This is a genomic window from Roseovarius bejariae, assembly GCF_009669325.1.
Lineage (GTDB): Bacteria > Pseudomonadota > Alphaproteobacteria > Rhodobacterales > Rhodobacteraceae > Roseovarius > Roseovarius bejariae.
Map to the genome: position 1 here is coordinate 12653 of NZ_SZWE01000002.1, position 24784 is coordinate 37436.

21 protein-coding genes are annotated in these 24784 nt (G+C 61.2%); 8 read left to right on the top strand and 13 right to left on the bottom strand.

All coding sequences use genetic code 11. The annotated features are described in order from the left end of the window. The first annotated feature begins 5 nt into the window (after positions 1-5). The 3 genes from FDP25_RS14000 (at position 6) to FDP25_RS14010 (ending at position 5508) form a co-directional block, all read left to right on the top strand. Complete coding sequence (locus FDP25_RS14000; RefSeq protein ID WP_172982820.1) at positions 6-1931, top strand: SEL1-like repeat protein; 1926 nt, start codon at positions 6-8, stop codon at positions 1929-1931. Positions 1932-2464: 533 nt separating this feature from the next. Next, positions 2465-4198, top strand: a complete 1734-nt coding sequence (locus tag FDP25_RS14005; protein ID WP_154153591.1) for a type I secretion system permease/ATPase — start codon at positions 2465-2467, stop codon at positions 4196-4198. Beyond that, positions 4195-5508, top strand: coding sequence for an HlyD family type I secretion periplasmic adaptor subunit (locus FDP25_RS14010; RefSeq protein ID WP_154153594.1), 1314 nt, complete (start codon positions 4195-4197; stop codon positions 5506-5508). Before FDP25_RS14005 ends, FDP25_RS14010 begins: the two co-directional genes overlap by 4 nt. A 79-nt stretch (positions 5509-5587) precedes the next feature. Here FDP25_RS14010 and FDP25_RS14015 read toward each other — a convergent pair whose 3' ends face one another. Next, on the bottom strand, positions 5588-6499 hold the full coding sequence (locus tag FDP25_RS14015) for a hydrogen peroxide-inducible genes activator (RefSeq protein ID WP_154153597.1): 912 nt from the start codon (positions 6497-6499) through the stop codon (positions 5588-5590). 110 nt (positions 6500-6609) lie between these two features. Between FDP25_RS14015 and FDP25_RS14020 the strand changes: the two genes are divergently transcribed. The 3 genes from FDP25_RS14020 (at position 6610) to FDP25_RS14030 (ending at position 10115) form a co-directional block, all read left to right on the top strand. Then, positions 6610-7254, top strand: a complete 645-nt coding sequence (locus tag FDP25_RS14020) for a peroxiredoxin (protein WP_154153599.1) — start codon at positions 6610-6612, stop codon at positions 7252-7254. Positions 7255-7332: 78 nt separating this feature from the next. Continuing rightward, positions 7333-8205, top strand: coding sequence for an MBL fold metallo-hydrolase (locus FDP25_RS14025; protein ID WP_154153602.1), 873 nt, complete (start codon positions 7333-7335; stop codon positions 8203-8205). A 230-nt stretch (positions 8206-8435) separates the two neighbouring features. Continuing rightward, a complete protein-coding gene (locus FDP25_RS14030; protein ID WP_343032074.1) occupies positions 8436-10115 on the top strand; it encodes a bifunctional protein tyrosine phosphatase family protein/NAD(P)/FAD-dependent oxidoreductase in 1680 nt (559 codons plus the stop codon). A gap of 102 nt (positions 10116-10217) precedes the next feature. On the opposite strand, the gene cydX is transcribed toward FDP25_RS14030, so the two are convergent. The 11 genes from cydX to glnH all read right to left on the bottom strand — a co-directional run bounded on the left by cydX (position 10218) and on the right by glnH (position 21348). Beyond that, positions 10218-10331 (bottom strand): cytochrome bd-I oxidase subunit CydX, encoded by a 114-nt coding sequence (gene cydX, locus FDP25_RS14035; protein WP_154153607.1) that lies wholly within the window; start codon positions 10329-10331, stop codon positions 10218-10220. A 17-nt stretch (positions 10332-10348) separates the two neighbouring features. After that, positions 10349-11497, bottom strand: a complete 1149-nt coding sequence (gene cydB, locus FDP25_RS14040; protein ID WP_154153610.1) for a cytochrome d ubiquinol oxidase subunit II — start codon at positions 11495-11497, stop codon at positions 10349-10351. Positions 11498-11502: 5 nt separating this feature from the next. Then, entirely contained in the window at positions 11503-13113 is a 1611-nt protein-coding gene (locus FDP25_RS14045; RefSeq protein ID WP_154153613.1) for a cytochrome ubiquinol oxidase subunit I, read from the bottom strand. A 95-nt stretch (positions 13114-13208) separates the two neighbouring features. Continuing rightward, positions 13209-14894, bottom strand: coding sequence for an amino acid ABC transporter ATP-binding/permease protein (locus FDP25_RS14050; protein ID WP_154153616.1), 1686 nt, complete (start codon positions 14892-14894; stop codon positions 13209-13211). Beyond that, positions 14894-16576: a thiol reductant ABC exporter subunit CydD gene (cydD, locus tag FDP25_RS14055; RefSeq protein ID WP_343032075.1), complete on the bottom strand. Its 1683-nt coding sequence runs from the start codon at positions 16574-16576 to the stop codon at positions 14894-14896. The genes FDP25_RS14050 and cydD overlap by 1 nt, the downstream gene beginning before the upstream one ends. A gap of 141 nt (positions 16577-16717) precedes the next feature. After that, positions 16718-17068, bottom strand: a complete 351-nt coding sequence (locus tag FDP25_RS14060) for a hypothetical protein (RefSeq protein WP_154153622.1) — start codon at positions 17066-17068, stop codon at positions 16718-16720. A 163-nt stretch (positions 17069-17231) separates the two neighbouring features. Continuing rightward, positions 17232-18185, bottom strand: coding sequence for a MurR/RpiR family transcriptional regulator (locus tag FDP25_RS14065; RefSeq protein ID WP_218939985.1), 954 nt, complete (start codon positions 18183-18185; stop codon positions 17232-17234). Beyond that, positions 18145-19164, bottom strand: a complete 1020-nt coding sequence (locus tag FDP25_RS14070) for a C45 family autoproteolytic acyltransferase/hydrolase (RefSeq protein WP_154153625.1) — start codon at positions 19162-19164, stop codon at positions 18145-18147. Before FDP25_RS14070 ends, FDP25_RS14065 begins: the two co-directional genes overlap by 41 nt. Beyond that, positions 19157-19882 carry a glutamine ABC transporter ATP-binding protein GlnQ gene (gene glnQ, locus FDP25_RS14075; protein ID WP_154153628.1) on the bottom strand — a complete coding sequence of 242 codons (726 nt, stop codon included), beginning with the start codon at positions 19880-19882 and terminating at the stop codon, positions 19157-19159. Before glnQ ends, FDP25_RS14070 begins: the two co-directional genes overlap by 8 nt. Next, entirely contained in the window at positions 19879-20535 is a 657-nt protein-coding gene (gene glnP, locus FDP25_RS14080) for a glutamine ABC transporter permease GlnP (protein ID WP_154153631.1), read from the bottom strand. The genes glnQ and glnP overlap by 4 nt, the downstream gene beginning before the upstream one ends. A gap of 81 nt (positions 20536-20616) precedes the next feature. Continuing rightward, a complete protein-coding gene (glnH, locus tag FDP25_RS14085; protein WP_154153634.1) occupies positions 20617-21348 on the bottom strand; it encodes a glutamine ABC transporter substrate-binding protein GlnH in 732 nt (243 codons plus the stop codon). A gap of 135 nt (positions 21349-21483) precedes the next feature. On the opposite strand from glnH, the gene FDP25_RS14090 reads away from it, so the two are divergent. After that, positions 21484-22806 carry an aspartate aminotransferase family protein gene (locus tag FDP25_RS14090; protein ID WP_154153637.1) on the top strand — a complete coding sequence of 441 codons (1323 nt, stop codon included), beginning with the start codon at positions 21484-21486 and terminating at the stop codon, positions 22804-22806. Further along, positions 22803-23570, top strand: a complete 768-nt coding sequence (locus FDP25_RS14095; RefSeq protein WP_343032076.1) for a beta-keto acid cleavage family enzyme — start codon at positions 22803-22805, stop codon at positions 23568-23570. The genes FDP25_RS14090 and FDP25_RS14095 overlap by 4 nt, the downstream gene beginning before the upstream one ends. Before the next feature lie 94 nt (positions 23571-23664). Here the strand turns inward: FDP25_RS14095 and FDP25_RS14100 are convergent, their stop codons facing one another. Continuing rightward, the gene (locus FDP25_RS14100; protein ID WP_154153641.1) at positions 23665-24693 is read right to left on the bottom strand and encodes an extracellular solute-binding protein; all 1029 of its coding nucleotides are present in this window, start codon (positions 24691-24693) and stop codon (positions 23665-23667) included. Between the last annotated feature and the right edge of the window lie 91 nt (positions 24694-24784).

Genomic DNA, 24784 nt, shown 5'->3' on the forward strand with positions numbered 1-24784 from the left:
TCGAGATGTTGCGTCCCCTTATCCTGATGACCCTGTTGAGCCTGCCGATGAGCGCTCAAGCCGAGATGATCGAAGGCAAGGTCGCGTTGGTGGCCGAGCGGGGCCGTGTCGAGATCACCTTGCCTGCCGGCGTTTCGGCCAATCCAGACGATCCTGTGACCCTTTTGGCCGATATTCCGGGGCTGGGCCTGACGGCGATCAGCACCCTGTGGCGGGTGGAACGGATCGAGGGGCAGCGTCTCATCGCCGTGCCCGAAGCACCACCCACGGGAACCCCGCAGCCCGGCTATGTCGCCCGGATTGACAGCTCGGTGACACAGGCCGGACAGGCGGGTGACAGAGGGGAACAGTCCGATGCGGCTGCTGCACAAAGCGGGGCAGAGGACTTGGCGATGCATCTGCCGGATATCCCGCTCCGACAGATCGACCCGTCACCTGCGGCCGAAAATCTGTATCTCGCGGCGCAGAACCTGATGTCCGAGGGAGAATTCGCACAGGCCGCACCCTTGTTGCGCGACGCTGCGAGGCAGTATCACGGCCATGCGATGACGGAACTCGGCGCGCTTTATGCGTTCGGTATGGGGGTGCCGCAGTTGCATGAGGTGGCGCTGGCCTGGCAAGAGCTGGCCGCACAATATGGGGAGCCGGATGCCTATCTGCGTCTCGGGCTGATGCATCTGACTGGTCAGGGCGGTGCGGCGGATATTCCGATGGGCACGGAAATGCTGCACAAGGCCGCGGCCTATGGCAGTGCTCAGGGCATGTATCTTTTGGCCCTGCTTTATGAAGACGGAACCGGTGTGCCGGCCAGCGAGCATGAAATGGTTTCCTGGCTGCGTGAGGCGGCTGACTATGGGTACGGTCCGGCGCAATCGGTGGTCGGGCAGATTTATCTCGATGGAGATGCCGGTGTGTCGGCGGATCGTGCAAGAGCACGCGATTACCTGACACGGGCGGCGGAGAATGGTCAGGTAGCGGCGATGGATACGCTGGCGGGGCTGCTCGAGTCCAGCAATCCGGAGCAGGCCCGGTACTGGCGCGATGCCGCGCATGCCGCGCCGGCCAATCACGAGAATGAGGCGCTCTGCGTGCGTGACTGGGAATGTTACGATGCGGTGGAGCCGGCAGCGCAGTTGCAACAACCGGCGCAACCAGTGGCCCCCGCTGCCGAGGCCATCGCCGGGCCTGCGCGACAAACTGACGAAGTGCAGGACTGTGACCGGCTGGCTGCCCATCCGTTTGATGCGGATCGCCCGGATCCGGCGCTGGGTGTGGACTATGCTGCAATTGACGCCGCACGGGCGCTGGTGGCCTGCGAAGCCGCGATCGCCCGCTGGCCCGACAGCCGTCGGTTTCATGCCAATCTCGCAAGCGTGCTGCACAAGCTGGACCGGCCGGCAGAGGCTTTCGATAGCGCCATGATTGCCGCTGAGATGGGCAGCGCGCAGGGCATGGCCTTTGTCGCGACCATGTATAAGAGCGGGAGCGGCGTGCAGCCCGACCCCGCACGCGCCCTTTATTGGTTTGAACGCAGTGCGGATGCCGGCAATGTCGCGGCGATGATGTTCGCCGCCTCGATGACGATCAATCCCGACAGCCAGCTATATGATCCGGTCCGCGCCGCAGGCTTCTATCGTGCCGCCTCAGAGGCCGGCCATGCGGATGGCACGGCCAACCTTGGCGTTCTTGTCAACAACGGCCAGGGCGTTCGCTATGATCCGGCGCGGGCCGCCACGTTGCTGCTCGACGCTTTGGAGCGTGGGTCGCAAAAAGCGTATCAGGAGTTGATGGTCGAATACTCCGGTCTGTCACCCGATACTCGCAAATATGTACAGCGGTTGCTGCAAACACGCGGTCTTTATTCGGGTGGGATCGATGGTGTATTCGGACCCGCCACCGTGCGTGCGTTGCGCGCGGTTCATCGGGATTGAGCTCATGTTGTTCGTTTCCGGTTCGATCTGGCCGAGCAGGAGTGGGCAAAGCCCCGAAAATCGGACACGGACGTAAGGTGCGATACGTAATCATTTGGTCTTCGATGAGTAGGAGATCAGTGATGTCGAAACCCAAGAGCCATTCACCTGAGTAAAGACAAAAGCGAGCGCGCATGGGGTGATGGATTGGGCGAGCTCAGGCGCCAGGCCAACCATGCACGGCAGTCAGCTTGTTGCCCTCAAGCAAGAGAATGTCGTCTTTGCCTGAGAGATAGGCAGCAACATCAAAATAGGCGTGTTCGTATCCTTGTTGTTAGGCTGCGCGTGGTTTGCATAAGTACACATGGATCAACCTCAAGCATAGCCCGCGACGGTTTCAAAATATCAAAATGCCGCTCATGCCCATTTTAAAAAGGCCGATATTGAAATGATGCACAACCTTGGCGATTAAGGTTTGCACAGGAAAAGTTTGCAATAAAGCCCCTTTAGACGTATCCGAACGGCAAGGGCATACGGTTGGTCGAGGAACTGGTATGAGTGGTCAACACCTTGAGGCGGGGCGTGCAGAGTTGCGCGCAGCCAGGCGGGAAAGCCGCAGGCTTTATTGGTTCGTGGCCATTTTCAGCGTCTTTGTAAATCTGCTGATGCTGACCGGGCCGATCTACATGTTGCAGGTCTATGACCGTGTGCTTGGCAGCCGGTCGGTTGAGACCTTGATCGCGCTCTCGGTTCTGGTGGTGTTCCTTTACGGCATGATGGGCCTTCTGGATTATGCGCGCGGGCGGATCATGGGCCGGGTGGCGGCGCGGTTTCAGGCACGGTTGGACCGGCGGGTGTTCGATGCGGTGGTGCGAAAATCGGCCTTGAAGCCGGATGAGAGGACGGCCACAGGGCTGGCCGATCTGGAAGCGGTTCAGCGCCTGATGGCCTCGCCGGTTTTGACCGCGATGTTCGATATTCCGATGACGCCGTTTTTTCTTGCTGCGATCTGGATTTTCCATCCGTGGCTGGGCGTACTGGCCTTGGTGGGTGGGGCGATCCTGATCGTGATAACGATCATCAATCAGGTGGTGACGCGAGAGCCGGTGATGAAATCCGGGCGTGCCAGCTATGCTTCGGGGAAGATATCGGACCAGATACGGACCGAGGCCGAGATGGTACAGGCCATGGGGATGCGCGAGGCCGCTTTCGATCGTTGGCAGATCGCGCGGGGCCAGTCCCTGCGCGAGCAGATCAAAACGGCGGACATGGGCGGAACCTTCACCACCACGACCAAGACGTTTCGGTTGTTCTTGCAGTCGGCGATGCTGGGCCTTGGGGCTTATCTGGTGCTGGGCAACGAATTGACGCCCGGGGCGATGATCGCCGGATCGATCCTGTTGGGCCGCGCGCTGGCGCCGATTGAACAGACCGTGGGGCAATGGCCGCTTGTCCAGCGCGCGATACGCGGATGGAACAGCCTTGCCGAATTGCTGTCGATGGTGCCGCCCGAACAGGAGCGGACACCGCTGCCCAAACCGAAGGCCCTGTTGCAGGTGCAACAGGCCACCGTCGTGCCGCCCGGCGATCAGCAACCCGCTTTGAAAGGGGTGACCTTCACGGTGCAGCCCGGGCAAGCGGTGGGCGTCATCGGGCCGTCGGGCGCGGGTAAGTCCACGCTGGCGCGGGCGCTGACCGGGGTGTGGCGGCTGGCCGCGGGAAAGATACGGTTGGATGGGGCGGCGCTTGATCTATATGCGCCCAGCGTTCTGGGGGAGCATGTGGGATACTTGCCGCAGCGGGTGCAGTTGTTCGATGGCACCATCGCCGAGAACATCGCCAAACTGTCGATGCAGCCGGATGCCGAGGCCATCGTTGCCGCGGCCAGGAAGGCCGATGCGCATGATATGATCCTGCAATTGCCCGATGGCTATGACACCCGGGTCACGGCGGGTGGCGGGCGCCTGTCGGGCGGGCAAATCCAGCGGGTGGGCCTTGCCCGGGCGATGTATGGCGACCCTGTCCTGTTGGTTCTGGATGAGCCCAATTCGAACCTCGATAACGATGGCAGCGTGGCGGTGAATGCCGCCATTCGCGCGATGAAGGCCGAGGGAAAATCCATCCTGATCATGGCCCACCGGCCTGCCGCCATTCAGGAATGCGATATGCTGTTGATGCTGGACCATGGCATGGTGCGCAAATTCGGCCCAAAGGATCAGGTCTTGCGCGAGGTGGTGCAGAACCACCAGCAAATCAACCAGAGTGTTGGCGCAGGGGGTGTGCAATGACCGCCCCGCAGCAGCAGGACGACACATGGTCGGCCAAGCGGCCGATGATCATCGGCCTGATTGGCCTTGCCCTTCTGGTTGGCGGGTTCGGGACATGGGCTGCCCTGACCGAGATTTCCGGTGCGATAATCGCCTCCGGGCGGATCGAGGTGGACCAGAACAGGCAGGTGGTACAGCACCCCGATGGCGGGGTCGTGGAGGCGATCCTTGTCGAGGAGGGCGATCACATCAAGGCGGGGGAGGTTCTGTTGCGGCTGGACGATACGCAATTGACCTCGCAGCTCGCAATCACCGAGAGCCAGCTTTTCGAACTGATGGCGCGGCGCGGGCGGCTGGAGGCCGAGCGCGACAGCAGGCAAGAGATTGCCTTTGATCCTTTACTGATCGAGGTGGCACAGGATCGTGCGGATGCCGCCGATTTGATGGCTGGCCAGAAGCGGCTGATGCAGGCGCGGGCAGAGTCCGTTGCCCGTGAGACCGAGCAACTTGAAAAACGCCGCGCGCAGATCGCGGATCAGATTGTTGGCCTCGACGCGCAGCGAACGGCATTGGGGCGACAGCTTGAATTGATCGAAATGGAACTGGCCGATCAGCAATCGCTTCTGGATCGGGGTTTGGCCCAGGCAACGCGGGTCTTGTCCCTGCTACGCGAGCAAGCCCGATTGAGCGGCACGATGGGGGATCTGGCGGCGCAGAAGGCGCAAGCGGGTGGGCGTATCACCGAGATTGATGTCGAAATACTCAAGCTCGGGTCGCAACGCAGGGAAGACGCGATCACCCAGCTGCGCGATTTGCAGTATCGCGAGCTTGAACTGCGCGAGGAGCGGCGGGCCCTTATCGAACAGATGAGTCGGCTGGAGATCACCGCGCCAGTCTCGGGCGTGGTTTACGGGATGCAGGTTTTTGCCCTGCGCTCGGTCATCCGGCCGGCCGACCCGGTGCTGTTCATCGTGCCGCAGGACCGCCCGTTGGTGATCAATGCGCAGGTGCCGCCCATTCACATCGACAAGATTCATGTCGGGCAGGATGTAACCCTGCGTTTCTCGGCCCTGGACCAGAGGCGCACGCCGGAGTTGACCGGGCAGGTGGGGTTGATCTCGGCGGATGCTTTCCTGGACGAGACAACTCAACAAAGCTATTACCGGGCCGAGATTATCCTGAGCGAGGGGGAGCAGGCCAAGCTGCCGGAAGGGGTGACCCTGATCCCCGGTATGCCGGTCGAAAGCTTCATCCGAACGGCGGACCGCACACCGATTGCCTACTTGGTCAAACCCTTCACGGATTACTTTACAAAGGCCTTCCGCGAATAGACGTAAACGCGAAATAGTTGGTACGGAGGGGCCAAGCCACAATTTGTTTTTTTGGCACGCAAAGGTTGCTCGACCGTGTTCAAGCGTCGGCTGGCCCTCCTAGCGCCTTGCGGCTTTTGATGAGCAGGTCGGCGATTTGACGGAACACCTTGGCACGTGCGGAGGTCGGACGCCAGGCAAGGACCACTTGACGCGGGCAGGCGTCGGCGAGGGGAAAAAGATCAACATCATGTTGTGCGGCGATGCCGGCGTCGACCGCAAGGCGTGGCAGGAGCGTTATTCCGAGGCCCTCGGCGACCATCGAAATCAGTGTCGGCAGACTGGTCGCCGAGAAGCTGTCATCCTGTCGGATGTCGTGATCGGGGAAGGCTGACAGGGCGTGACGTTGCAGACAGTGGCCTCTTTCGAGCAGCATCAACCGCGATCCTTCCAGGTCTGCGCCGTGCATCACTTTGATGGGTGCCGTGGCATAATCCCGCGGAGTGGCCAAAAGATAACCGTCTTCGAAAAGGTCGAGTGTTTCAAGATTGCCAATGTCGAAGGGCTTGGCGATCAGTGCTGCGTCCAGGCGTCCGGTTGCCAGCCCGTCGAGGAGCAATTCAGTTAGCTCTTCGCGCAGGTAAACGCGCAAATCGGGAAATGCTTTGTGGATCAGCGGCAGCGCCTTGGGCATGAGGTAGGGGGCAATGGTGGGAATGGCCCCAAGGCGGATATTGCCGGAGTTCGGAGAGCGTCGCTCGGTGGCCAGTTGCTCGATGTCGGATGCGGCGATGAGAAGTTGCCGGGCGCGTTGTGCGATTTCCTCGCCAATCGGCGTGATGAGAACGGACCGCTTTGTTCGCTCGGCAAGTTGGACGCCAAGCATGTCTTCGAGTTCCTTCAAGCCGCTGCTGAGTGTGGGTTGAGTTACGTTGCAGGACTCGGCGGCGCGGGAAAAATGGCGCTCTTCCGTGAGCGCGACGAGAAACCTCAGTTGGCGCAGTGTGATCATGATACCTGATATATAGAAAGTATCTATTACTTCAATTCAAAACATTCATTTCAATGATGAAGCGCGAATGCGTACCTTTGGGTCAGATAGATAACCAAGGAGACCACGCTATGACCGACGAGACTGCACAATCCTTTCCGCGCCTGAATGAACCTGCACCGGCGTTTGACGCGCCGACGACCGATGGCCGCAAGACGTTGGAGGATTACAAGGGCAAATGGTTGATCCTGTTTTCGCATCCGGCGGACTTCACCCCGGTTTGCACGACCGAGTTCATCGCATTTGCCAAGCGTCAGGATGATTTCGCGGCACTTGGGGCCGAGTTGCTGGGACTTTCCATCGACAGTCATTACAGCCACATCGCATGGATGCTGAACATCAAGGAGAAGTTCGGGGTCGAGATCGGGTTCCCGATCATTGCCGACCTGAACATGAAGGTTGCGCAATCTTATGGCATGATCCAGCCCGGAGCGTCGGATACCGCCGCGGTGCGCGCGACATTCATCATCGACCCTGAAGGCGTGTTGCGGGCCATGGTTTATTACCCCATGAACGCGGGTCGGTCGGTGGATGAAATCCACCGCTTGCTGGTTGCCTTGCAGACCGCAGACGAAAACAAATGCGCCATGCCGGAGAACTGGAAACCCGGTGATCCGGTTATTGTTCCAACCCCGGCCACGCCGGAAGCGGCCTTGGCGCGTTCCGGTGAAGGTTATGACACCGTGGATTGGTATTTTTCCACGCGTGAGCTTTGATCGCTGTGTCGATGAGCCCGGCAGGACTTGCCGGGCTTGTTCCCCCGTCCACTCATTCGCAAACGAGAGAGAAAAGACATGACGACACCAATTGTGAAGCCCTTTTGGAATGAACCAACAGGAAGCTGGCAGTATGTGTTCCACGATCCCGCGACCATGAAGGGCGCGATCGTGGACCCGGTCCTGAATTACGACCCGCAGGCGGGGGCCACCCAAACCCATAGTGCCGACGAGATTCTTGCCTATGTGAAGGATGCGGGGATCGAGATTGTCTGGATTCTCGACACGCATCCACATGCCGATCACTTCTCGGCTGCGCCGTGGCTCAAAGAGCGTCTGGGTGCGCCAACGGCGATTGGTGAGCACGTGGTCAAGGTGCAGAAACTGTGGAAAGACATCTACAACCTGCCCGCCGACTTCCCGACAGACGGGAGCCAGTGGGATCGTCTTTTTGCTGATGGTGACGAATTCTATGTCGGTGACGTTCCGGTGCGCGTGATGTTTTCGCCCGGTCATACGCTGGCGTCGATCACTTATGTCGCGGGCGATGCGGCCTTTGTGCACGACACATTCATGATGCCGGACAGCGGAACCAGCCGGGCGGATTTTCCGGGGGGCAGCTCGAAAGAGTTGTATGACAGCATTCAGGCCATTCTGGACCTGCCCGAGGATACGCGCCTTTATGTCGGGCACGATTATGCACCCAAGGGCCGCGAGGCTGCCTGCATGGCGACCGTGGCCGAGCATAAGGACAGCAATATCCATCTCAAGGATGCCCCGTCGGAAGCGGAATACCGGAGCGTCCGGGACGCCCGCGATGCGACCCTGCCGTTGCCCAAACTGATGCTGGCGGCCTTGCAGATCAATATACGCGGGGGGCGCAAGCCTGTGCCAGAAGAGAACGGACGATCTTATCTGAAGATCCCGCTGGATTACTTCGATCCGCGTTGACAAGTGACCAAAGGACGGGGCCCGCGCCACAAAGGGGCGGGCCCTGCAATGGATCGCCCAAACGGCAACTGCGCACGGCAATGTGATTGTCCATGCGGTTTATATATTCTTATCTTGCAATGTGATGATGGGTGGGCAACGATCTGTCGGATGTTGGGGGTCGCGTGATCGAAACGCCGACGCCCCTTTTCGGCGGTATGCCGGATACTGAACATGAGGGAGACCTTGAAGTGGACGAAAGAAAGATAACCGAAGCACTGGCCGTCAGCCCGCAGATTCAGCTTGAAGATGTGGCCAGCCTGAAAAGGCGTGGCTATCGCTCGCTTATTTGCAACCGGCCCGATGGTGAAGGTGCCGATCAGCCCTCGCATGAGGAAATGGCCGAGGCGGCCCGTGCTGCCGGTCTTGAATTCCGCTATCTGCCGGTGACACCGGGGGTGGTAACGGATGAAACGGCGGACGACTTTGGCGATGCTTTGACCGAACTGCCGGGGCCGGTTTTTGCCTATTGCCGGACTGGTACGCGCTCGGCCACTCTGTGGTCGCTCAATGCGGCCAAGTCGATGCCAGTCTCGGAAATACTCGGGGCGACACGGGCCGCCGGTTACGACATGAACGGCGTGGCCCGCCGGATTTCCAACGGTGGCAAGACCCCCACAGATACCGGGGACGCCAAGTATGACGTTGTCATTGTCGGGGCCGGGGCTGCGGGCATCGCCGTGGCGGCGAGCCTGAGGTCAAGAAAACCGGACCTCGATGTCGCGGTGATTGACCCTGCCGATGTTCATTATTACCAACCCGGCTGGACGATGGTTGGCGGTGGTATCTTTCACCCTGAGGACACGGCAAAGACCATGGGTAGCCTCATCCCCCGGGGGGTGCATTGGATCAAGGCAGCGGTCGCGGCCTTCGAAGCTGAGAACAACGCCATCATTCTGGATGGATGCCGCGTGGTGAAATACGACCGGCTGGTGGTTTGCCCGGGGCTCAAGCTGGACTGGGCCAAGGTTGACGGTTTGGTCGACACATTGGGCCGGAACGGTGTGACCTCGAATTACCGGTACGATCTTGCGCCATACACATGGCAATTGGTGACCGAGATGAAGGAGGGCCGGGCCCTGTTCACGCAGCCGCCGATGCCGATCAAATGCGCGGGGGCGCCACAAAAGGCAATGTACCTGTCAGCGGATGCGTGGAAGCGGGCGGGTGTTCTGGACCACATGGATATCCATTTCTGCAATGCGGGCGGCGTTCTGTTCGGGGTAAAGGATTATGTTCCGGCTCTGGAAACCTACATCGAAAAATACGGTGTCTCGCTGGATTTCTTCCATAACCTTATCGCGGTCGATGGGCCGTCGAAAACCGCTGTGTTCGAGGTCAGAAAGCCGGATGAGACGCCCGAGCGGGTCGAGATGGAATTCGATATGCTTCATGCCGTTCCCCCGCAGGTCGCACCGGATTTCATCCGGGTGTCACCGCTGGCCGATGCGGCGGGCTGGGTGGATGTCGATCAGGAAACCCTGCGGCACAAGAGTTTCGACAATATCTGGAGCCTCGGGGATGTCATGAACGCGCCCAATGCCAAGACGGCGGCGGCGGCGCGCAAGCAAGCCCCGGTGGTGGCCGACAATATCGTCGCCGATATCGAAGGGCGGGCGCCGGATGCCTGTTATGACGGGTATGGGTCATGCCCCCTGACGGTGGAGCGGGGCAAAATCGTGCTGGCAGAGTTCGGGTATGGGGGTGCCTTGAAACCCAGCTTCCCACGTGTGCTTCTGGATGGAACCAAACCGACGCGCCGCGCTTGGTGGTTGAAGGAAAGATTGCTGCCGCCGATCTATTGGAAGGCGATGCTGAGAGGGAAAGAGTGGATGGCCAAACCTGAAAAACTCAAGGTTCCCTCTACCTGATTGTGCTTTTCATAATCTGTATGCTTGGGGCCGCCCTATTTCATAAGGGCGGCCCCGTGGTGTTTTGGCGAGAGTGACTTTGGCTGGTGTGACAGTCAGTTATCAGTCAGTCTCTTCAGTCAGGTTCGCATCCTCGCGCACCTCGAACCAGATCGCGTTGAGAATGGCGAAGAGTGCGGCAAGCGGAAGGCCGAGAATCCAGGCGAAATACCACATGGTGAGGGCTCCTTTCCTTAATAAGCGTTCTTGTTGCTGGTGATCTCGTCGATGGTGACCTTGCCCCACAGCACCTTGTAGACCCAAGCGGTGTAGAGAAGGATCAGGGGCATGAAGATCACCGTGACGCCAAGCATCACGAAGAGCGTCAGGTGTGACGATGAACTGTCCCACACCGTCAGCGACGAGCGCGGATCAATCGACGAGGGCAGGATGAACGGGAACATCGTGAGCCCCACCGAGGCGATCACGCCGGTGATGCCCAGTTTCGAGAACAGCAGCGCCGAAACCTCGCCCCCGCGCCAGAGCGACAGGTAGGCCAGCGCCATACCGACAAATCCCATCGCTGGGGCGATCACGATCCAGGGGCGGGTGGCATAGGCTGCAAGCCACGAGCCTTCGCGCGCGACCTCGGTCAGCAATGGGTTCGAGGGGCCGTTGACGGCGGCTTGCGTGGTCATGGTGTAGCCGTCGATGCCCATGGCCAGCCACAGACCGGCCAGTGCATAGCCCGCCATCGCGGCCAGCCCGGCGAATGTGCCGAAGCGGCGGGCGCGGTTCACGACCGGGCCTTCGGCCTTGACCGCCACCCAGGCCGCGCCGTGGGCGATCAGCATCGTCAGCGAGACCACACCGGCCAGCAGGGCAAACGGGTTGAGCAGGGCAAAGAACGATCCTTCGTAGAGCGAAAACAGATCGTCGGTCAGGCGGAAGGGCACGCCTTGCAGCACGTTGCCGACCGCGACGCCAAAGATCAGCGCGGGCACCGCGCCACCGATGAAAAGCGCCCAGTCCCAGCCGCTGCGCCAGCGGCGGTCGTCGCGTTTGGAGCGATACTTGAAGGCCACGGGCCGCAGGATCAGCGCCGCAAGAACCACGAACATCGCAAGGTAGAAGCCCGAGAAGCTGACCGCGTAGAGGGGCGGCCACGCGGCAAAAATCGCGCCGCCCCCAAGGATGAACCACACCTGGTTGCCTTCCCAGACGGGGCCGACGGTGTTGATGACAAGGCGCCTCTCGTCATCGGTTCTGGCGATGAAGGGCAGCAGCGCACCGACGCCCATATCGAACCCGTCGGTCAGGGCAAAGCCGATCAGCAGCACCCCCAGAAGCCCCCACCAGATGACGCGCAGGATGTCGAAATCTATCAGTTCATGCAGGATCATGGTGATTACTCCGCAGGGTTTGCAAATGGGTCGCGCCCGTCATGGGTGCGCAGGCGGTGTTCATGGCGGATGCGCCATTCCTCGGTTTCCTCGACATCCTGAACCGGGCCCTTGCGGATGTATTTCAGCATCAGGCCCATCTCGATGACGAAGAGAACCGTGTAGAAGGTGATGAAGCCTGCCAAGGTCAGCAGCAGCGATGTGACCGACAAGTGGCTGACCGACAAGGCCGTGGGCAGAACCCCGTCCACCGTCCAGGGCTGGCGGCCATATTCGGCCACGAACCAGCCCATTTCGGCGGCGATCCACGGGGTCGGAATGATCACTACTGCCGCCCAGAGCGCCCAGCGGGGATAGCTGCGGCTGCCGAAGTTCGAGCGGACAAAGAAATAGGTCATCACACCGATGAATCCGAACCCAAGCCCCACCATTATCCGGAACGCCCAGAACAGGGGCCAGACGGTGGGGACGGTATCGTCCGCGGCTTGCGCGATCTGTGCCTCGGTGGCCTCGCGCGGGTCTTCGACATAGCGTTTCAGAAGCAGGGCGTAACCAAGGTTGCCGCCATGGGCTTCGAAAGTGTCGAGGACCTCTTGCGCGGTTTCTTCGCGGGTCTCGCGGATGGTCATCAGCGCGTCATAGGCGATGAGGCCCGAGCGGATACGGTCTTCGGACTCGGCCACCAGATCGTTGATGCCGGGTATTTCGCGGGTCAGGGAGCGGGTGGCGATCAGGCCCATGGCATAGGGAATCTTGATCGCGTAGTGGTTTTCGCGGGCCTCCTGATCGGGCAGGGCGACAAGGGTGAAGGGGGCCGGGGCCTCCTCGGTGTGCCACATGCCTTCCATCGCGGCGAGCTTCATGCGTTGGGTATGCGTGGCGCTATAGCCCGATTCATCGCCCAACAGGACAACCGAAAGCGCGGCGGCCAGACCGAAGCTTGAGGCGACGGTCATCGACCGGCGGGCCAGTTCGATATGCCGCCCCTTGAGCAGGTACCACGCGGAAACCCCCAGCACGAAGACCGAGGCGGTGACGTAGCCCGCCGAGACGGTATGCACGAACTTGGCCTGTGCCACCTCGTTGAACATCACGTCGAAGAAGCTGGTCATTTCCATGCGCATGGTCATGGGGTTGAATTCGGACCCGACCGGGTTTTGCATCCAGCCGTTGGCGATCAGGATCCAGAGCGCCGAGAAGTTCGACCCGATGGCAACCAGCCAGCCGATGACCATATGTGCCACCTTCGACAGCTTGTCCCAGCCAAAGAACCAAAGGCCGACAAATGTCGCCTCAAGGAAGAAGGCCATCAGCCCTTCGATGGCCAGCGGAGCGCCGAACACGTCGCCGACGTAGTGGCTGTAATAGCTCCAGTTCATGCCGAACTGGAACTCCATGGTGATGCCCGTGGCGACCCCAAGCACGAAGTTGATCCCGAAGAGGGACCCCCAGAACTTGGTCATCTGCCGCCAGATGGGGCGGTTCGTCATGACATAGACAGTCTCCATGATTGCGATCAGGAGGGACAGGCCCAGTGTCAGTGGTACGAAAAGGAAGTGATACATGGCCGTCATCGCGAATTGCAGGCGAGACAGCTCAACAACGTCGAGTTCCATAATGTCTACTCTCCAGCCCCTAGGGGCCCCTTTGGCGTGGATACCATTCAAACCAATAAGGTGTATTAAAGATAAATCTTTGATTCAGGTCAAAGTTACATTCTGGAATCACGATTTGTTGTGACGGGGAAGCGTGATCCGCCGGAGGCCTGCGCCCATTCGGTTTCGGCCGGGCTGTGCGAGGCAATCAGGATGGTACTTTGAGGGCATAACTTGCGTATGCCGGCAAGGACTGCGCGGGCTGTGTCGTGGTCGAGGCCGGTTGTCGGTTCGTCCAGCAAGAGGAGTGCGGGGCGGCGAAGGAGGACACGGGCCAGTGCGAGGCGGCGTGTCTCGCCGCCTGACAGGCCGGTGCCGGTTTCGCTCAATTCCGCCTGCAATCCGCCGCGTGGGGCGAGGACCGGCCACAGCGCCACGGCCTCAAGCACCGCGCGCATCCGCGCTTCGCTGGCGTCGGGCAGGGCCACGCGCAGGATATCGGCCACGGTGCCGCGGGTCAGGGCGCTGCGTTGTGGCAGGAGGCCGACACGGGCGCGCAAATCTGCCTCGCTCCAGTCTGCCATGACGCGCCCATCAAGCGCCACATGCCCTTCATTGGCCTCCAAAAGCCCGGCGGCAAGATGCAGGATTGTGCTTTTGCCACAGCCGCTTGGGCCGGTCAGCGCGACAATGTCGCCGGGCGCGAGCGTGAGTGAAACACCCGACACAACGGGCGCCATGGCGCGGTCCTCCCGCAAGGTGACATTTTGCAAGGCCAACCGGCCCGGTGAGGGGGCGTGCTCTGGCGGGGCGGGGCGATGTGCGGCGTTTGCCTGCTCAAGCTGCCGTCCGACACGGCGGGCGGCGTCCATCATGCGCCCCAGATCGGCCACGCCCCGCCGCAGGGGGCCGAACACCTCGGCCAGTGCCAGTGCCGCGAAAAACTCTAAGGCGGCCTGCGCCGGGGTCAGGGTCCCGTCCTGCACGAGGGCAGCGCCAAGACCCAAAGCGCCGGTGGCGGCGAGCAGGGCCGCGCCGCCAAGGGCCAATCCGGCGCGATGTTCGGCCCGGTCCACCGTGGCGCGGGCCGCTTCCATCCGCTCAGCCGCGCCGTGAAAATCCGCCCTTGCGCGATCCAGCACGCCATGCATGACCAGATCGGTCTTGGCGCGCATCATGTCCATGCTTCGCGTGCGCAGGGCCTGCATGGCGGCCTCGGCCCGGCGGGCCGCCCGGCGGGCCCGCATCGCCGCCACCGTCAGGCTTGCCGCGCCGCCGAGACCCAGTATGCCGACCACCCACAGGGCAATGATCGGCGTCGTCAGCCATGTGAGCACGGCAAGGCCAAGCGCAAGGGTGGCGGCCCCTGCCAGCAATGGCAGTGCTAGGCGCAACATCACACCGTCCAGCGCGTCGACATCGGCGACAATTCGGTTCAATGCCTGCGACCCGCGCATTCGCGACAGTTGTCGCCATGGTCGCGCGGCGATTCCGGCCAGAAGCCGCACCCGCAGGTTGGCCAAGGCGCGTAGCGTGGCGTCATGTGTCAGGATGCGCTCGCCATAGCGTGCGGCGGTCCGGCCCAGCGCAAGAAACCGCACCCCGGCGCTGGGTCGGAAGACATCGAAAACGGCGCCCGCACCGGCGAGGCCCGCCGCGGCGGCGGCGGTAATGAACCAACCGGACAGGCCCAACAGGGCCGCCCCGGCGACAAGGACCGCGACCGACAGGGCAAACCCGCGTCGCATCGCGCGTTTGTCGGCGCGCCAGAGCAATCGGTAGATTTGCCAGAGCCAGCGCATCAGCCCGCCTTTCCGGTAAGCGAGATGACCTGATCCATCCGGTCCGCAAGGACGTTGTCATGGGTCGCTATGATCAGGGTCCGCCCCGAGGCGGAGAGTTCCAGTAGCCCGTCGATGACCGCATCGGCGGTTGTGCGATCCAGATCGGCGGTCGGCTCATCTGCGAGGATGACATCGGCTTGCGACAGCCACAGGCGCGCAATGAGCAATCGTCGCGCCTCACCGCCAGAAACCCCGACGCCGGTTTCGCCAAGGCGGGTGTTCAGGCCACGTGGCAGGCGGTCCACGACGTGTTCAGCCTGCGCCTTGCTCAGAGCGGTTTGGACCGTTGCGACATCTGCCTCGCGCCCGTTCAATAGCAGGTTGCCCAGAAGGCTGCGGTTCAGGAAATGGACGTCTTGTGGCAACCATCCAAGGCGCGCGCGCCATGCGGCGGCGGTATCGGGGTCCAGGATTTTGCCCGCCACCTCGATTCGGCCCTGATCGGGCATTCGGAGGGCGGCGAGAGAAGCCAACAGACTGCTTTTGCCCGATCCGCTGGCGCCAGTCAGGGCCACACGTGCGCCGGGGGGGATGTCGAGGTCGGGAAACTCGATCCAGTGGTCTGCGGCCTTCATTCCGCATGACCGGGTGCGGATGTGCGCAGCGCCTTGAAGGGCAGGGGTGCCAGCGCCGCCACCGGGCAAGGGTAGCAGGCCGCGGGCCTCCAGCGCGTCAAGTTCATCGTTGACGGCCTCGGCGGCAGCCTTGTCATGCCATGCCGCGGCCAGTTCGCGCAGGGGCTCGAAAAAGGCGGGGGCCAGCATCAGAAGCCAGATGCCCTCGGTTGGGGTCAGGGGCGTGGCCCAGTAGCCGAAGTCGATTTGTCCCAACAAAAGGAAACCGACGTAAACCGCAACCATGGCCACCCCGATGGCCGAGAAAAGTTCGAGCACCGTCGAGGACAGGAACGCAAGGCGCAGTACCGACATTGTCTGTTCACGCAGCGCATCGGCCCTTTGGTGGAACTCGTCGGTCATGCGGCTGACTGCCCCGAGAAGCCGCAGGTCGGGCAGGGCGCGCAAACGGTCGAGAAGCAGGCTGTTCAGCGAGGATACCTCGTCCAACTGGCGTGCGCTGGCCTGTTTGGCGGCCATGCCGACGAGGGCCTGAAACACCGGAATGAGAGGCCCGGCCACCAGCAGGACCAGCCCCACGGCCCATGAGTGCCACAGTGCCAGCCCCAGGATGACCGGCGGAACGACCCGGACCCGCATCATGGCGGGTTGGTATCGTGTCAGCGCGGGGATCAGAATATCCAGTTTCTCGGTCAGCAAGGCCCCGAGAGCCCCGGAATCGGGGCGGGTGGTATCGATGGGGCTTCGCCCGGCCTCGCGGTTCAGCAGGTGTTGACGCAGCCCTGCAACAGAGTGCCGCGCATCGCGGGTGAGATGCGTTTGAGCGAAATACTCCAGCCCGAGACGCAGACCGCCCAAAATTGCGAAAACGGCAAGCTTTGCGGTGATCTCATGCGTTGAAGTCTGTTCTAGCAAACCAGCAATCAATGAGGCCGCAAACCACGCTTGAGGAATCCACAATAGGGCCGAGATGGCCCAGGTCGCTTGAGCGACGGGGTTAGCGTTCAATCGATCTGACATGCTAAAATGTGGTGGCTTTCGTTTTGGGCTGAAGGTGGTGCGCATCCTTAATGCCTGTGTGGCATGGTGCTAAAGCCCCAAGATTGTCACAGGTGACATCGCCGCCAAGATGGGTTTCGTGGCGGGTATCGAAGATTTTCCAGCTATCCTAGCGTTGGCAGCGAAAATTTTTTGCGACTGTGCGGATCAGCCGCCGCAGTCCTTGATCGCTGTGCGGTGGATATTGCCGATTCCATTGGTGCGCTCCATGAGAGCGGTGCGATCGATCCCGCGCTTTTCTGCTTCTGTCCGGCTGGCTTCCGTCCAGGCGTCGGCGCGAGATTCTCCTGCATCCATGCGTTCGAGATAATCTTTTCCAATGGCCTCGTAGATCGCATAATCTTCATCGCTGATCTTTTCGGTCAGAGCATCGGAGGCGCAGGCGCAGATATCATCGCTGTCGCGCTCGTTGCACATGCGGAACACGGCGTCTTGGGCCAATGTTGTTGATGGGAGCAATCCAATCATCAAGGACCAGATGGCCAGCTTCTTTGTCATGTGGTGCAACTTTCTGTCCTTTCAAAAAAGATGGCATTCAAATTGGAAGCAGCGTTGCACAGGGCGTTTTGAAAAGAAAGTCCGGTGCATTTCTGGCGAGGGATGATCATCATCAATGGGGCATGGGCACTCTTTAGTGGTCTTTGCAAACTGCCAAAGTGCGCTAGGAAATTTCGATGTCGAGTTTCTTGATCATGTCGTCCCGGGCCGTGAGAGCCTGTTTCGCCTCTTCCGGCAAGGCCGCAGCGCAGCCGTTTATCAGGCATTCGGCTGCCAGGGTGAAGGTCGTCATGGAATTCGATAGGAAACTGGTTTCATGCGGCACGAGGATGGCCGCCTGCGATACTGCGGCGAGGGGGGAACTGGCCCTGTCGGTGACGGCGACGATGTTGATGTCATGGTCGGCGGCGGCGCGGGCCGTTGCGGCAACCTGTGTCGAATAGGGCGCGCAGGAGGCCGAGATCAGAACGTCTCGCGGCCCCATTGAGGCGAGACCCTCGGCAATGCCGAGGTTGCTGGAATCCAGCATATGCACGTCCGAGCGGATCATGCGTAGGCCATAAACCAGAAAGCTGGCGAAGGCATGGAATTGCCGGATGCCGTGAACCATGACACGCGGGGCCGAGGTGATCAGGGCGGTTGCCTGTTGGAATTGCCCAACGTCGCACCCTTCGATGAAACGTTCGATATTGGCCTGATTTTCCCGGCACAACCGCGCGATGCCGCCCATGCCGGTGGCATCTTCACCGGCCAATGCGGTTTGCGCCTGCCGCGTGTAGAAATCCCCGGGGGCCGACATCGAGGCATCCAGAAGGACCTGTTGAAAGGCCCCGAAGCCGGAGTATCCGAGCGTGCGGGCCAGACGGGTGAGAGTCGAAGGATTGACCGACAGTTTCTCGGCAAGGGCCGTGATGGACAAAAGCGCGGGATCGCCCCGAAGGTCGAGGATATCGGCCAGCGCCGTCTGTGCCTTTGGCCCCAGCGACAGGTGAGACTCGCCGCGCGAGATGCGCAACATCAGGTCGCGCATTTCCTGCACGTTGCGGGGGGCGGTGGCCTGCCCCCCGCGCGAGGTTTCAGGTGCTTGCAAAAACCGGGTGTTCCGAAGTTTGGTCATAAACGCTCCAATCCACGGTGGATGATCCTACGCGGAATACAGCGGACGCAAGGGTATTCTCGTGATCGGGGTCCTCGGCGTGGCATCTGTGAACCGGAAGGCCGGCGCCGCCGGTATCGCGCAGGATACGCAGCGGGTTCCTCACACCCTCGGCTAACATCTCGGTGCCGCGCGCCTGCCGGTCGCGGGACGAGGCAGTAATCGCTTGCCCTTTGGCGCCATTGCCCATGTGCAGGGCATGGTTGGCGTGAACCGATGGCGTTAGAATCTCTTTGGTCGAACAGTCGCCGCCGCCGAATTCGACACTCATCAGGCGGGGGTCACCTGCCTGTGCAAGGGTCATGTGAAACCCGCCGCAGGTGTTGTGGCGCGCCAGCAAGCGCAGGGCATCATCCAATGTCTCGCAGGTCAGAAGCGCCCGGCCCACCCCCATGCGTGGCAGGTCGGCGGCAACATCGCGCAGGCGCAGGTTGTTGACTGCCTGAACCAGCCCGGTGGCATTGGTGGCGAAGGTGTGGCCGGGGACCGAACCGGGATAGCAGAACGACATGAACGCCGGGCCGTCATCGGGCGTGATCTCGGCCAGCATGGCGTGCCCTCGGAAACCGGGTAAACCATCCTCGTTGTGACCGATGATCGGGGCGTCGCCAGGGATTTGCACTGTGGTGCAGCCATCGGGCACGTTCGACATCAAGTCGCCCCGGCAGTTCCACGCAACCACCTGTTCCAGCGGCAGGTGCAGCCCTTCGGCCAATCCCTGCAACTCTTCCCAGATGGCGGGAAACAGGGTTCGAAGGTTTTCCGCCATGACCTGCACCTTGTCGGCATGGGTCGGGTCGGTCACTGCCCGCCAATAATCGACTTTGAGCAGTATATCATGCACCGCGTCGCGGCCTGCTTCGCCCAAGGTCCGGCCTATTTGGTGCGGGGTGCCCCGTGCCGCAACCCGTGACAATTCGGATGCAGTGGTGTCAGACATGTTGCAAAAAGTCCTTCATCCGGTCGTTGGGCGGCGTGTCGATCACCTCGCGCGGGTCGCCATCCACGGCGATATGCCCATGCTCCATGAAGATCAGCCGTGTGCCCACCTGTTTGGCGAAGGCCATCTCGTGGGTGACGACGACCATGGTCATGCCTTCCTCGGCAAGCGCGCGCATGACGTTCAGGACTTCCTGCTTCAACTCAGGATCCAGCGCCGAGGTGGGTTCGTCGAACAGCATCACCTTGGGTTTGACCGCCAGCGCGCGGGCAATCGCCACGCGTTGTTGCTGACCGCCCGACAATTCCGACGGGTAATGCCCCGCCTTGTCGCGCAGCCCGACCTTTTCCAGCAGGTCCAGCGCGGTTTCCTCGGCCTTTGCCTTGCTCAGCCCGCGCACCTTCGAGGGGCCAAAGGCCACGTTTTCCAGTGCCGTCAGTTGCGGGAACAGGTTGAACTGCTGGAACACCATGCCGGCCTCCTGCCGGATTTCGCGCAGCTGCTTGGCGCTGCCGGTCACGCTCAGCCCGTCAACGATCAGGTCACCGCCGGTGATGGTCTCCAACCCGTTGATGCAGCGCAGCAGCGTGGATTTGCCCGACCCGGACGGGCCGACCAGAACCACGACCTCGCCCGCGTTGATCGACAGGTCGACCCCGTCGAGAACCTTGAGCGGGCCGAAATGCTTCGATGTATTCTTGAATTCGATGATGCTCATAGGATCCTCATGCGTTTTTCGATGGTGCGCAGGATCAGGCTCAAGGTGCCCGTCATGACCAAGTAGATGATTGCCACGGCGGTCCAGATTTCGACCGCGCGGAAGTTCGAGGCCATGATTTCCTGCCCCGTGCGGGTCAACTCACCCACGCCGATCACGATGAACAGCGAGGTATCTTTCAGGCTGACGATGAACTGATTGCCCAGCGGCGGGATCAGGCGGCGAAAGGCCAGCGGGCCGACGATATAGGTCAGGACCTTCCAATGCGGCAGGCCGATGGCCAATCCCGCCTCGGTCAGGCCCTTACCGATCGACAGGAAGGCACCGCGCACGATTTCGGCGATATAGGCCCCGGCATTGACGACGATGGCCAGAACCGCCGCGCTCATCGGGTCGATGCGCAGATCGGCCAGAACGGGCAGGGCGAAATACAGGAACATCACCTGCACCACGATGGGCGTGCCGCGGATCACCTCGATATAGGCGAATGCGATGGCGTTCAGGATACGCCCGCCGTAGGCGCGCATCAGCCCCGCCAGCGTGCCCAGAACAAGGCCGCCGATCAGGCCGACCACAGTGATATAGATCGTTGTTTTCGCGCCCTCCAGAAGCTGGGGCAGGAAATCGACGATGACGGACCAGTCCGTATCCATGGAAGGCCTCCGTTATTGCATGTCAGAAATGTCGAATTGAGGCCGGGTCGCCGGTAGGACGGGGCGACCCGGCCGGGTGGCTCAGCTATCGTCGCCGAACCACTTGGAGTAAATCGCGTCATAGCGACCGTCTTCGCGCATCTTGGCCAGCGCCTCGTTTACCGGGGCGACCAACTCGCTGCCCTTGGGGAATCCGATACCGTATTGATGCGCCATCTGCTGATCGCCCACGGCTTTCACGTCGCCGTTGCCAGCGGTGGCGATGTAATACAGCACATTGGGCGTATCGTGCATGGCCGCATCAACGCGGCCCGTGCGCAGCTCAAGATAGGCGTTGTCGATGTTGGGGAACTTGCGCAACTCGGTGTCGGGCAGGTTTTCCTCGGCCCAGTCCGAGGCGGAGGTGCCGGTTTTCACTGCCAATGTCTTGCCGGCCAGATCGTCCCAGCTTGCGACATCGCTGTCGGCGGGGACCATCAGGCGGAAACCGCTGTCATAATAGCCGTCCGAGAAATCGATGACTTCCTCGCGCTCGGGCTTGATCGTGATCCCGGCCAGCGCGACATCCACCTGTCCGGTCTGAAGCGCGGGGATGATCCCCGAGAAGTCCATCGGGCGCAATTCGTATTCAACGCCCAGTTCCTCGGAGATGGCTTGCCACATCTCGATGTCAAAGCCGGTGTATTCGCCGTCTTGCTTGAATTCAAAGGGGACGAAGGCGGTGTCGGTTGCCACGACGATGTCTTCGGCGTGGGCGGTTGTGGCACCGAAGGCCAGCGCCGCGGTGGCGGCCAGTTTTAGTAGCGTGTTCATGTCAGCTCCCAGTCGGTTGATTGCAAATTAATCGCGCTTTTCTTTGTAGCGATGCAAAATAATTTGCACATCGGGCGATGAAATGCAAATCTCGTTTTGCGCCAAGCAGATTTCATTCAGCCGGAGGAACGCGTCATGTCGGCCCTTTTTCATCGTTCGTGCAATGCCACCCTGCCTTGGGCGGATCAGGGCGAGGGGTGCTATATCATTGATCGCAATGGAAAACGTTATCTGGACGCCTGCGGCGGGGCGGCTGTGTCGTGCCTTGGGCATTCCGACGAGACGGTAAAGGCCGCGATCCGTGAGCAGCTTGAAAAACTGCCCTTCGCGCACACCGGGTTTTTCACCACCGAGGCCGCCGAATCATTCGCAGATGCGCTGGCCGCCCATGCGCCCAAGGGATTGGACCGGGTCTATCCGGTGTCTGGCGGGTCCGAGGCGGTCGAGGCCGCGCTCAAGCTCGCGCGGCAGTATTTTCTTGAGCGGGGTGAGCCGAAGCGCCACCGTTTCATTGCGCGGCGGCAGAGCTATCATGGCAATACGCTTGGCGCGCTGTCGACCGGGGGCAATGCATGGCGACGCGAGCCTTTCGCGCCCTTGATGATCGAGACCAGCCATATTTCGCCGTGTTACGAATACCGCGGGCGGGAGGAGGGCGAAACGCCCGAGGTTTATGGCCTGCGGGTGGCTGATGAGCTTGAGGCCGAGTTGCAGCGCCTTGGCCCCGAGACGGTGATTGCCTTCGTGGCCGAGCCGGTGGTCGGGGCCACGCTGGGGGCTGTGCCGTCCGTCCCCGGATACTTCAAGCGGGTGCGCGAGATCTGCGACCGGCATGGAATCCTGTTGATCCTTGATGAGGTAATGTGTGGGATGGGGCGCACCGGCACGCTGTTTGCCTGCGAGCAAGAGGGTGTCGTCCCTGATATCGCCACCATCGCCAAGGGGCTCGGGGCCGGGTATCAGCCTGTTGGCGCGATGCTGTGTTCGGCGCAAATCCATGACACGATTGCTGGCGGGTCGGGCTTTTTCCAGCATGGACACACCTATATCGGCCACCCGATGGCCATGGCGGCCGCCGGGGCGGTTCTGGGCCGCTTGACCGATGGGGATGTTTTGCCGGGTGTTCTGTCCGCTGGTGCCACACTCAAGGGCCGCCTGACCGATGAGTTCGGCCAGCACCCCAACGTGGGCGACATTCGCGGGCGCGGCTTGTTTCAAGGGGTGGAGCTGGTGCAGGATCGCGAAACGAAAGCGCCTTTCGATCCGTCGCTCAAGCTTCACAAGCGGGTCAAGTCGGCGGCGATGGAGGCGGGCCTGATGTGCTATCCCATGGGGGGAACGATTGATGGGCGGCAAGGGGATCATATCCTGCTGGCGCCGCCCTTCATCGTGACCGAAGATCAGGTTGATGAGCTTGTCGGCAAACTTTCAACAGCCCTGGAGGTGGCGTTGTCGTGACTGGTTTACCGTATCTTATGGTCGCACCGAATGGTGCGCGTCGCACCAAGGCCGATCACCCGGCGCTGCCAATGACCTTGCCCGAAATCGTCGAGACGGCAAAGGCCTGCTCGGTGGCGGGGGCGGATGGGCTGCACCTGCATCTGCGGGATTCCGAGGGGTGTCACCTGCTGGATTCAGGCGCCTACCGCGAGGCGCTTTGCGAGTTGAACACGGTCGTGCCGGAGATGGCGCTTCAGATCACCACTGAGGCCGCTGGCCGTTATGCAGCGCCGCATCAACGCGCAGTCGCATTGGAGGCGGGGGCGGGGTTGGTGTCCATCGCGCTGCGCGAGATGGTGCAGGATACCGAGGATTCGGTGGTCATGGGGTTTTATCAGGAGTGCCACGCGCGGGGTGTCGCCGTGCAGCATATACTTTACGATGCTGCGGATTTCGATTTGCTGGCGCGCTTGTTGCCCGATGAGTTGCTCCGTTCTCCGGGCCTCCAGATGATTTTCGTTCTGGGTCGCTACAGCAAGGATCAGGACAGTAACCCCGACGATTTGTTGCCGTTCCTTATGCGCATGGACAACATGGGCCTGATGCCCGACTGGGCGGTCTGTGCTTTCGGGCAGGGGGAAACCGCTTGCCTTTGCGAAGCGAACCGCCGGGGCGGAAAACTGCGGGTCGGTTTCGAGAATTCACTGTGGAACGCCGACGGGAGCCTTGCGCGGGACAACGCGGAACGCGTGGCCCAGGTGCGCGCGGCCTGTGCCTTGTGACCTGTCATTTCCCGAGAGGGCGGGCCGTCAACGAGACATGAAAAATCGGGCGCGAGACAGTTCGCGCCCGTTTGTCGTGAGGTGACGGAAGGGATTACTTCCAGCCCACTTCGTTAAAGATTTTCTGGGCGGTGGGCACGTTTTTGGCCACCTTGCTCAGGTCCACGTCGTCGGGCTTGAAGATGCCCAGTTGCGCAACCGAGTCGCTGAGGCCCACGCCGGGCACGGCAGGGTATTCGTCGTTCCCGGCCGAGAAGTACTTCTGCGCCTGATCCGACGCGAGGTATTCGAGGAATTTCACTGCGTTGTCACGGTTCGGAGCATGGGCCGCTACGCCGCCCCCCGACAGGTTCATATGCGCGCCTTCGGCATCCTGCGCCGGGAAGACCCAGCCGATGTTTTCCATGGCATCTGCTGGCAGGCCGCTGACATCGGTGCGCAGGGCGCGGGCGAAGTAATAGGTATTGCCAACCGACACGTCGCATTCGCCTGATACGAGTCCTCGTAGTTGGTCGGTGTCGCCACCTTGCGGCTCGCGTGCAAAGTTGTCGACCACGCCAGCAGCCCATTCTTTCGCGGCTTCTTCACCGTGGTTTTCGATGACTGACGACAGGAGCGTGAGCGAATAGACGTTGGTCGAGGATCGGTGGCATACCATGCCTTCGTACGCAGGATCGGCCAGTTCGATATAAGATGTCGGCGGGTTGGGAACATCGGTTTTGTCGTAGAAGATGATGCGCGCGCGTTGCGAAAACCCGAACCATTGGTTGTCGGCATCCTGAAGGTAGCCGGGAATGCGGGCTTCGAGCGTGTCACTGTCCACCGATTGCAGGACACCTTCGTTCTTGGCGCGTTCCAGGCGGGAGGTATCTACCGTCAGCAACACGTCTGCGGGGGAATTATCCCCTTCGGCCTTCATTCGCGCAATCAGCTCGTCGGCCTTGCCTTCGATACGGTTGATGGTGATCCCGGTCATCTCTTCGAAGTCGCTATAGAGCCGCTCATCGGTGTCATAGTGGCGCGAGGAGTAGAGGTTGAGTTCGTCCGCCTTGGCCTGAACTGCGGCGCCAACTGCGATGCTGGCGGTCAGGGCAAGGAGCGAGGCATTACGAAGGGATGACATGCGATCCTCCAAGTTTGAATGTTTACTAATTTTGTCAGATACCAGTTGTGGAATGTGGGTCAAGGGGTATTTGACTAATTTAGTCGGAAAA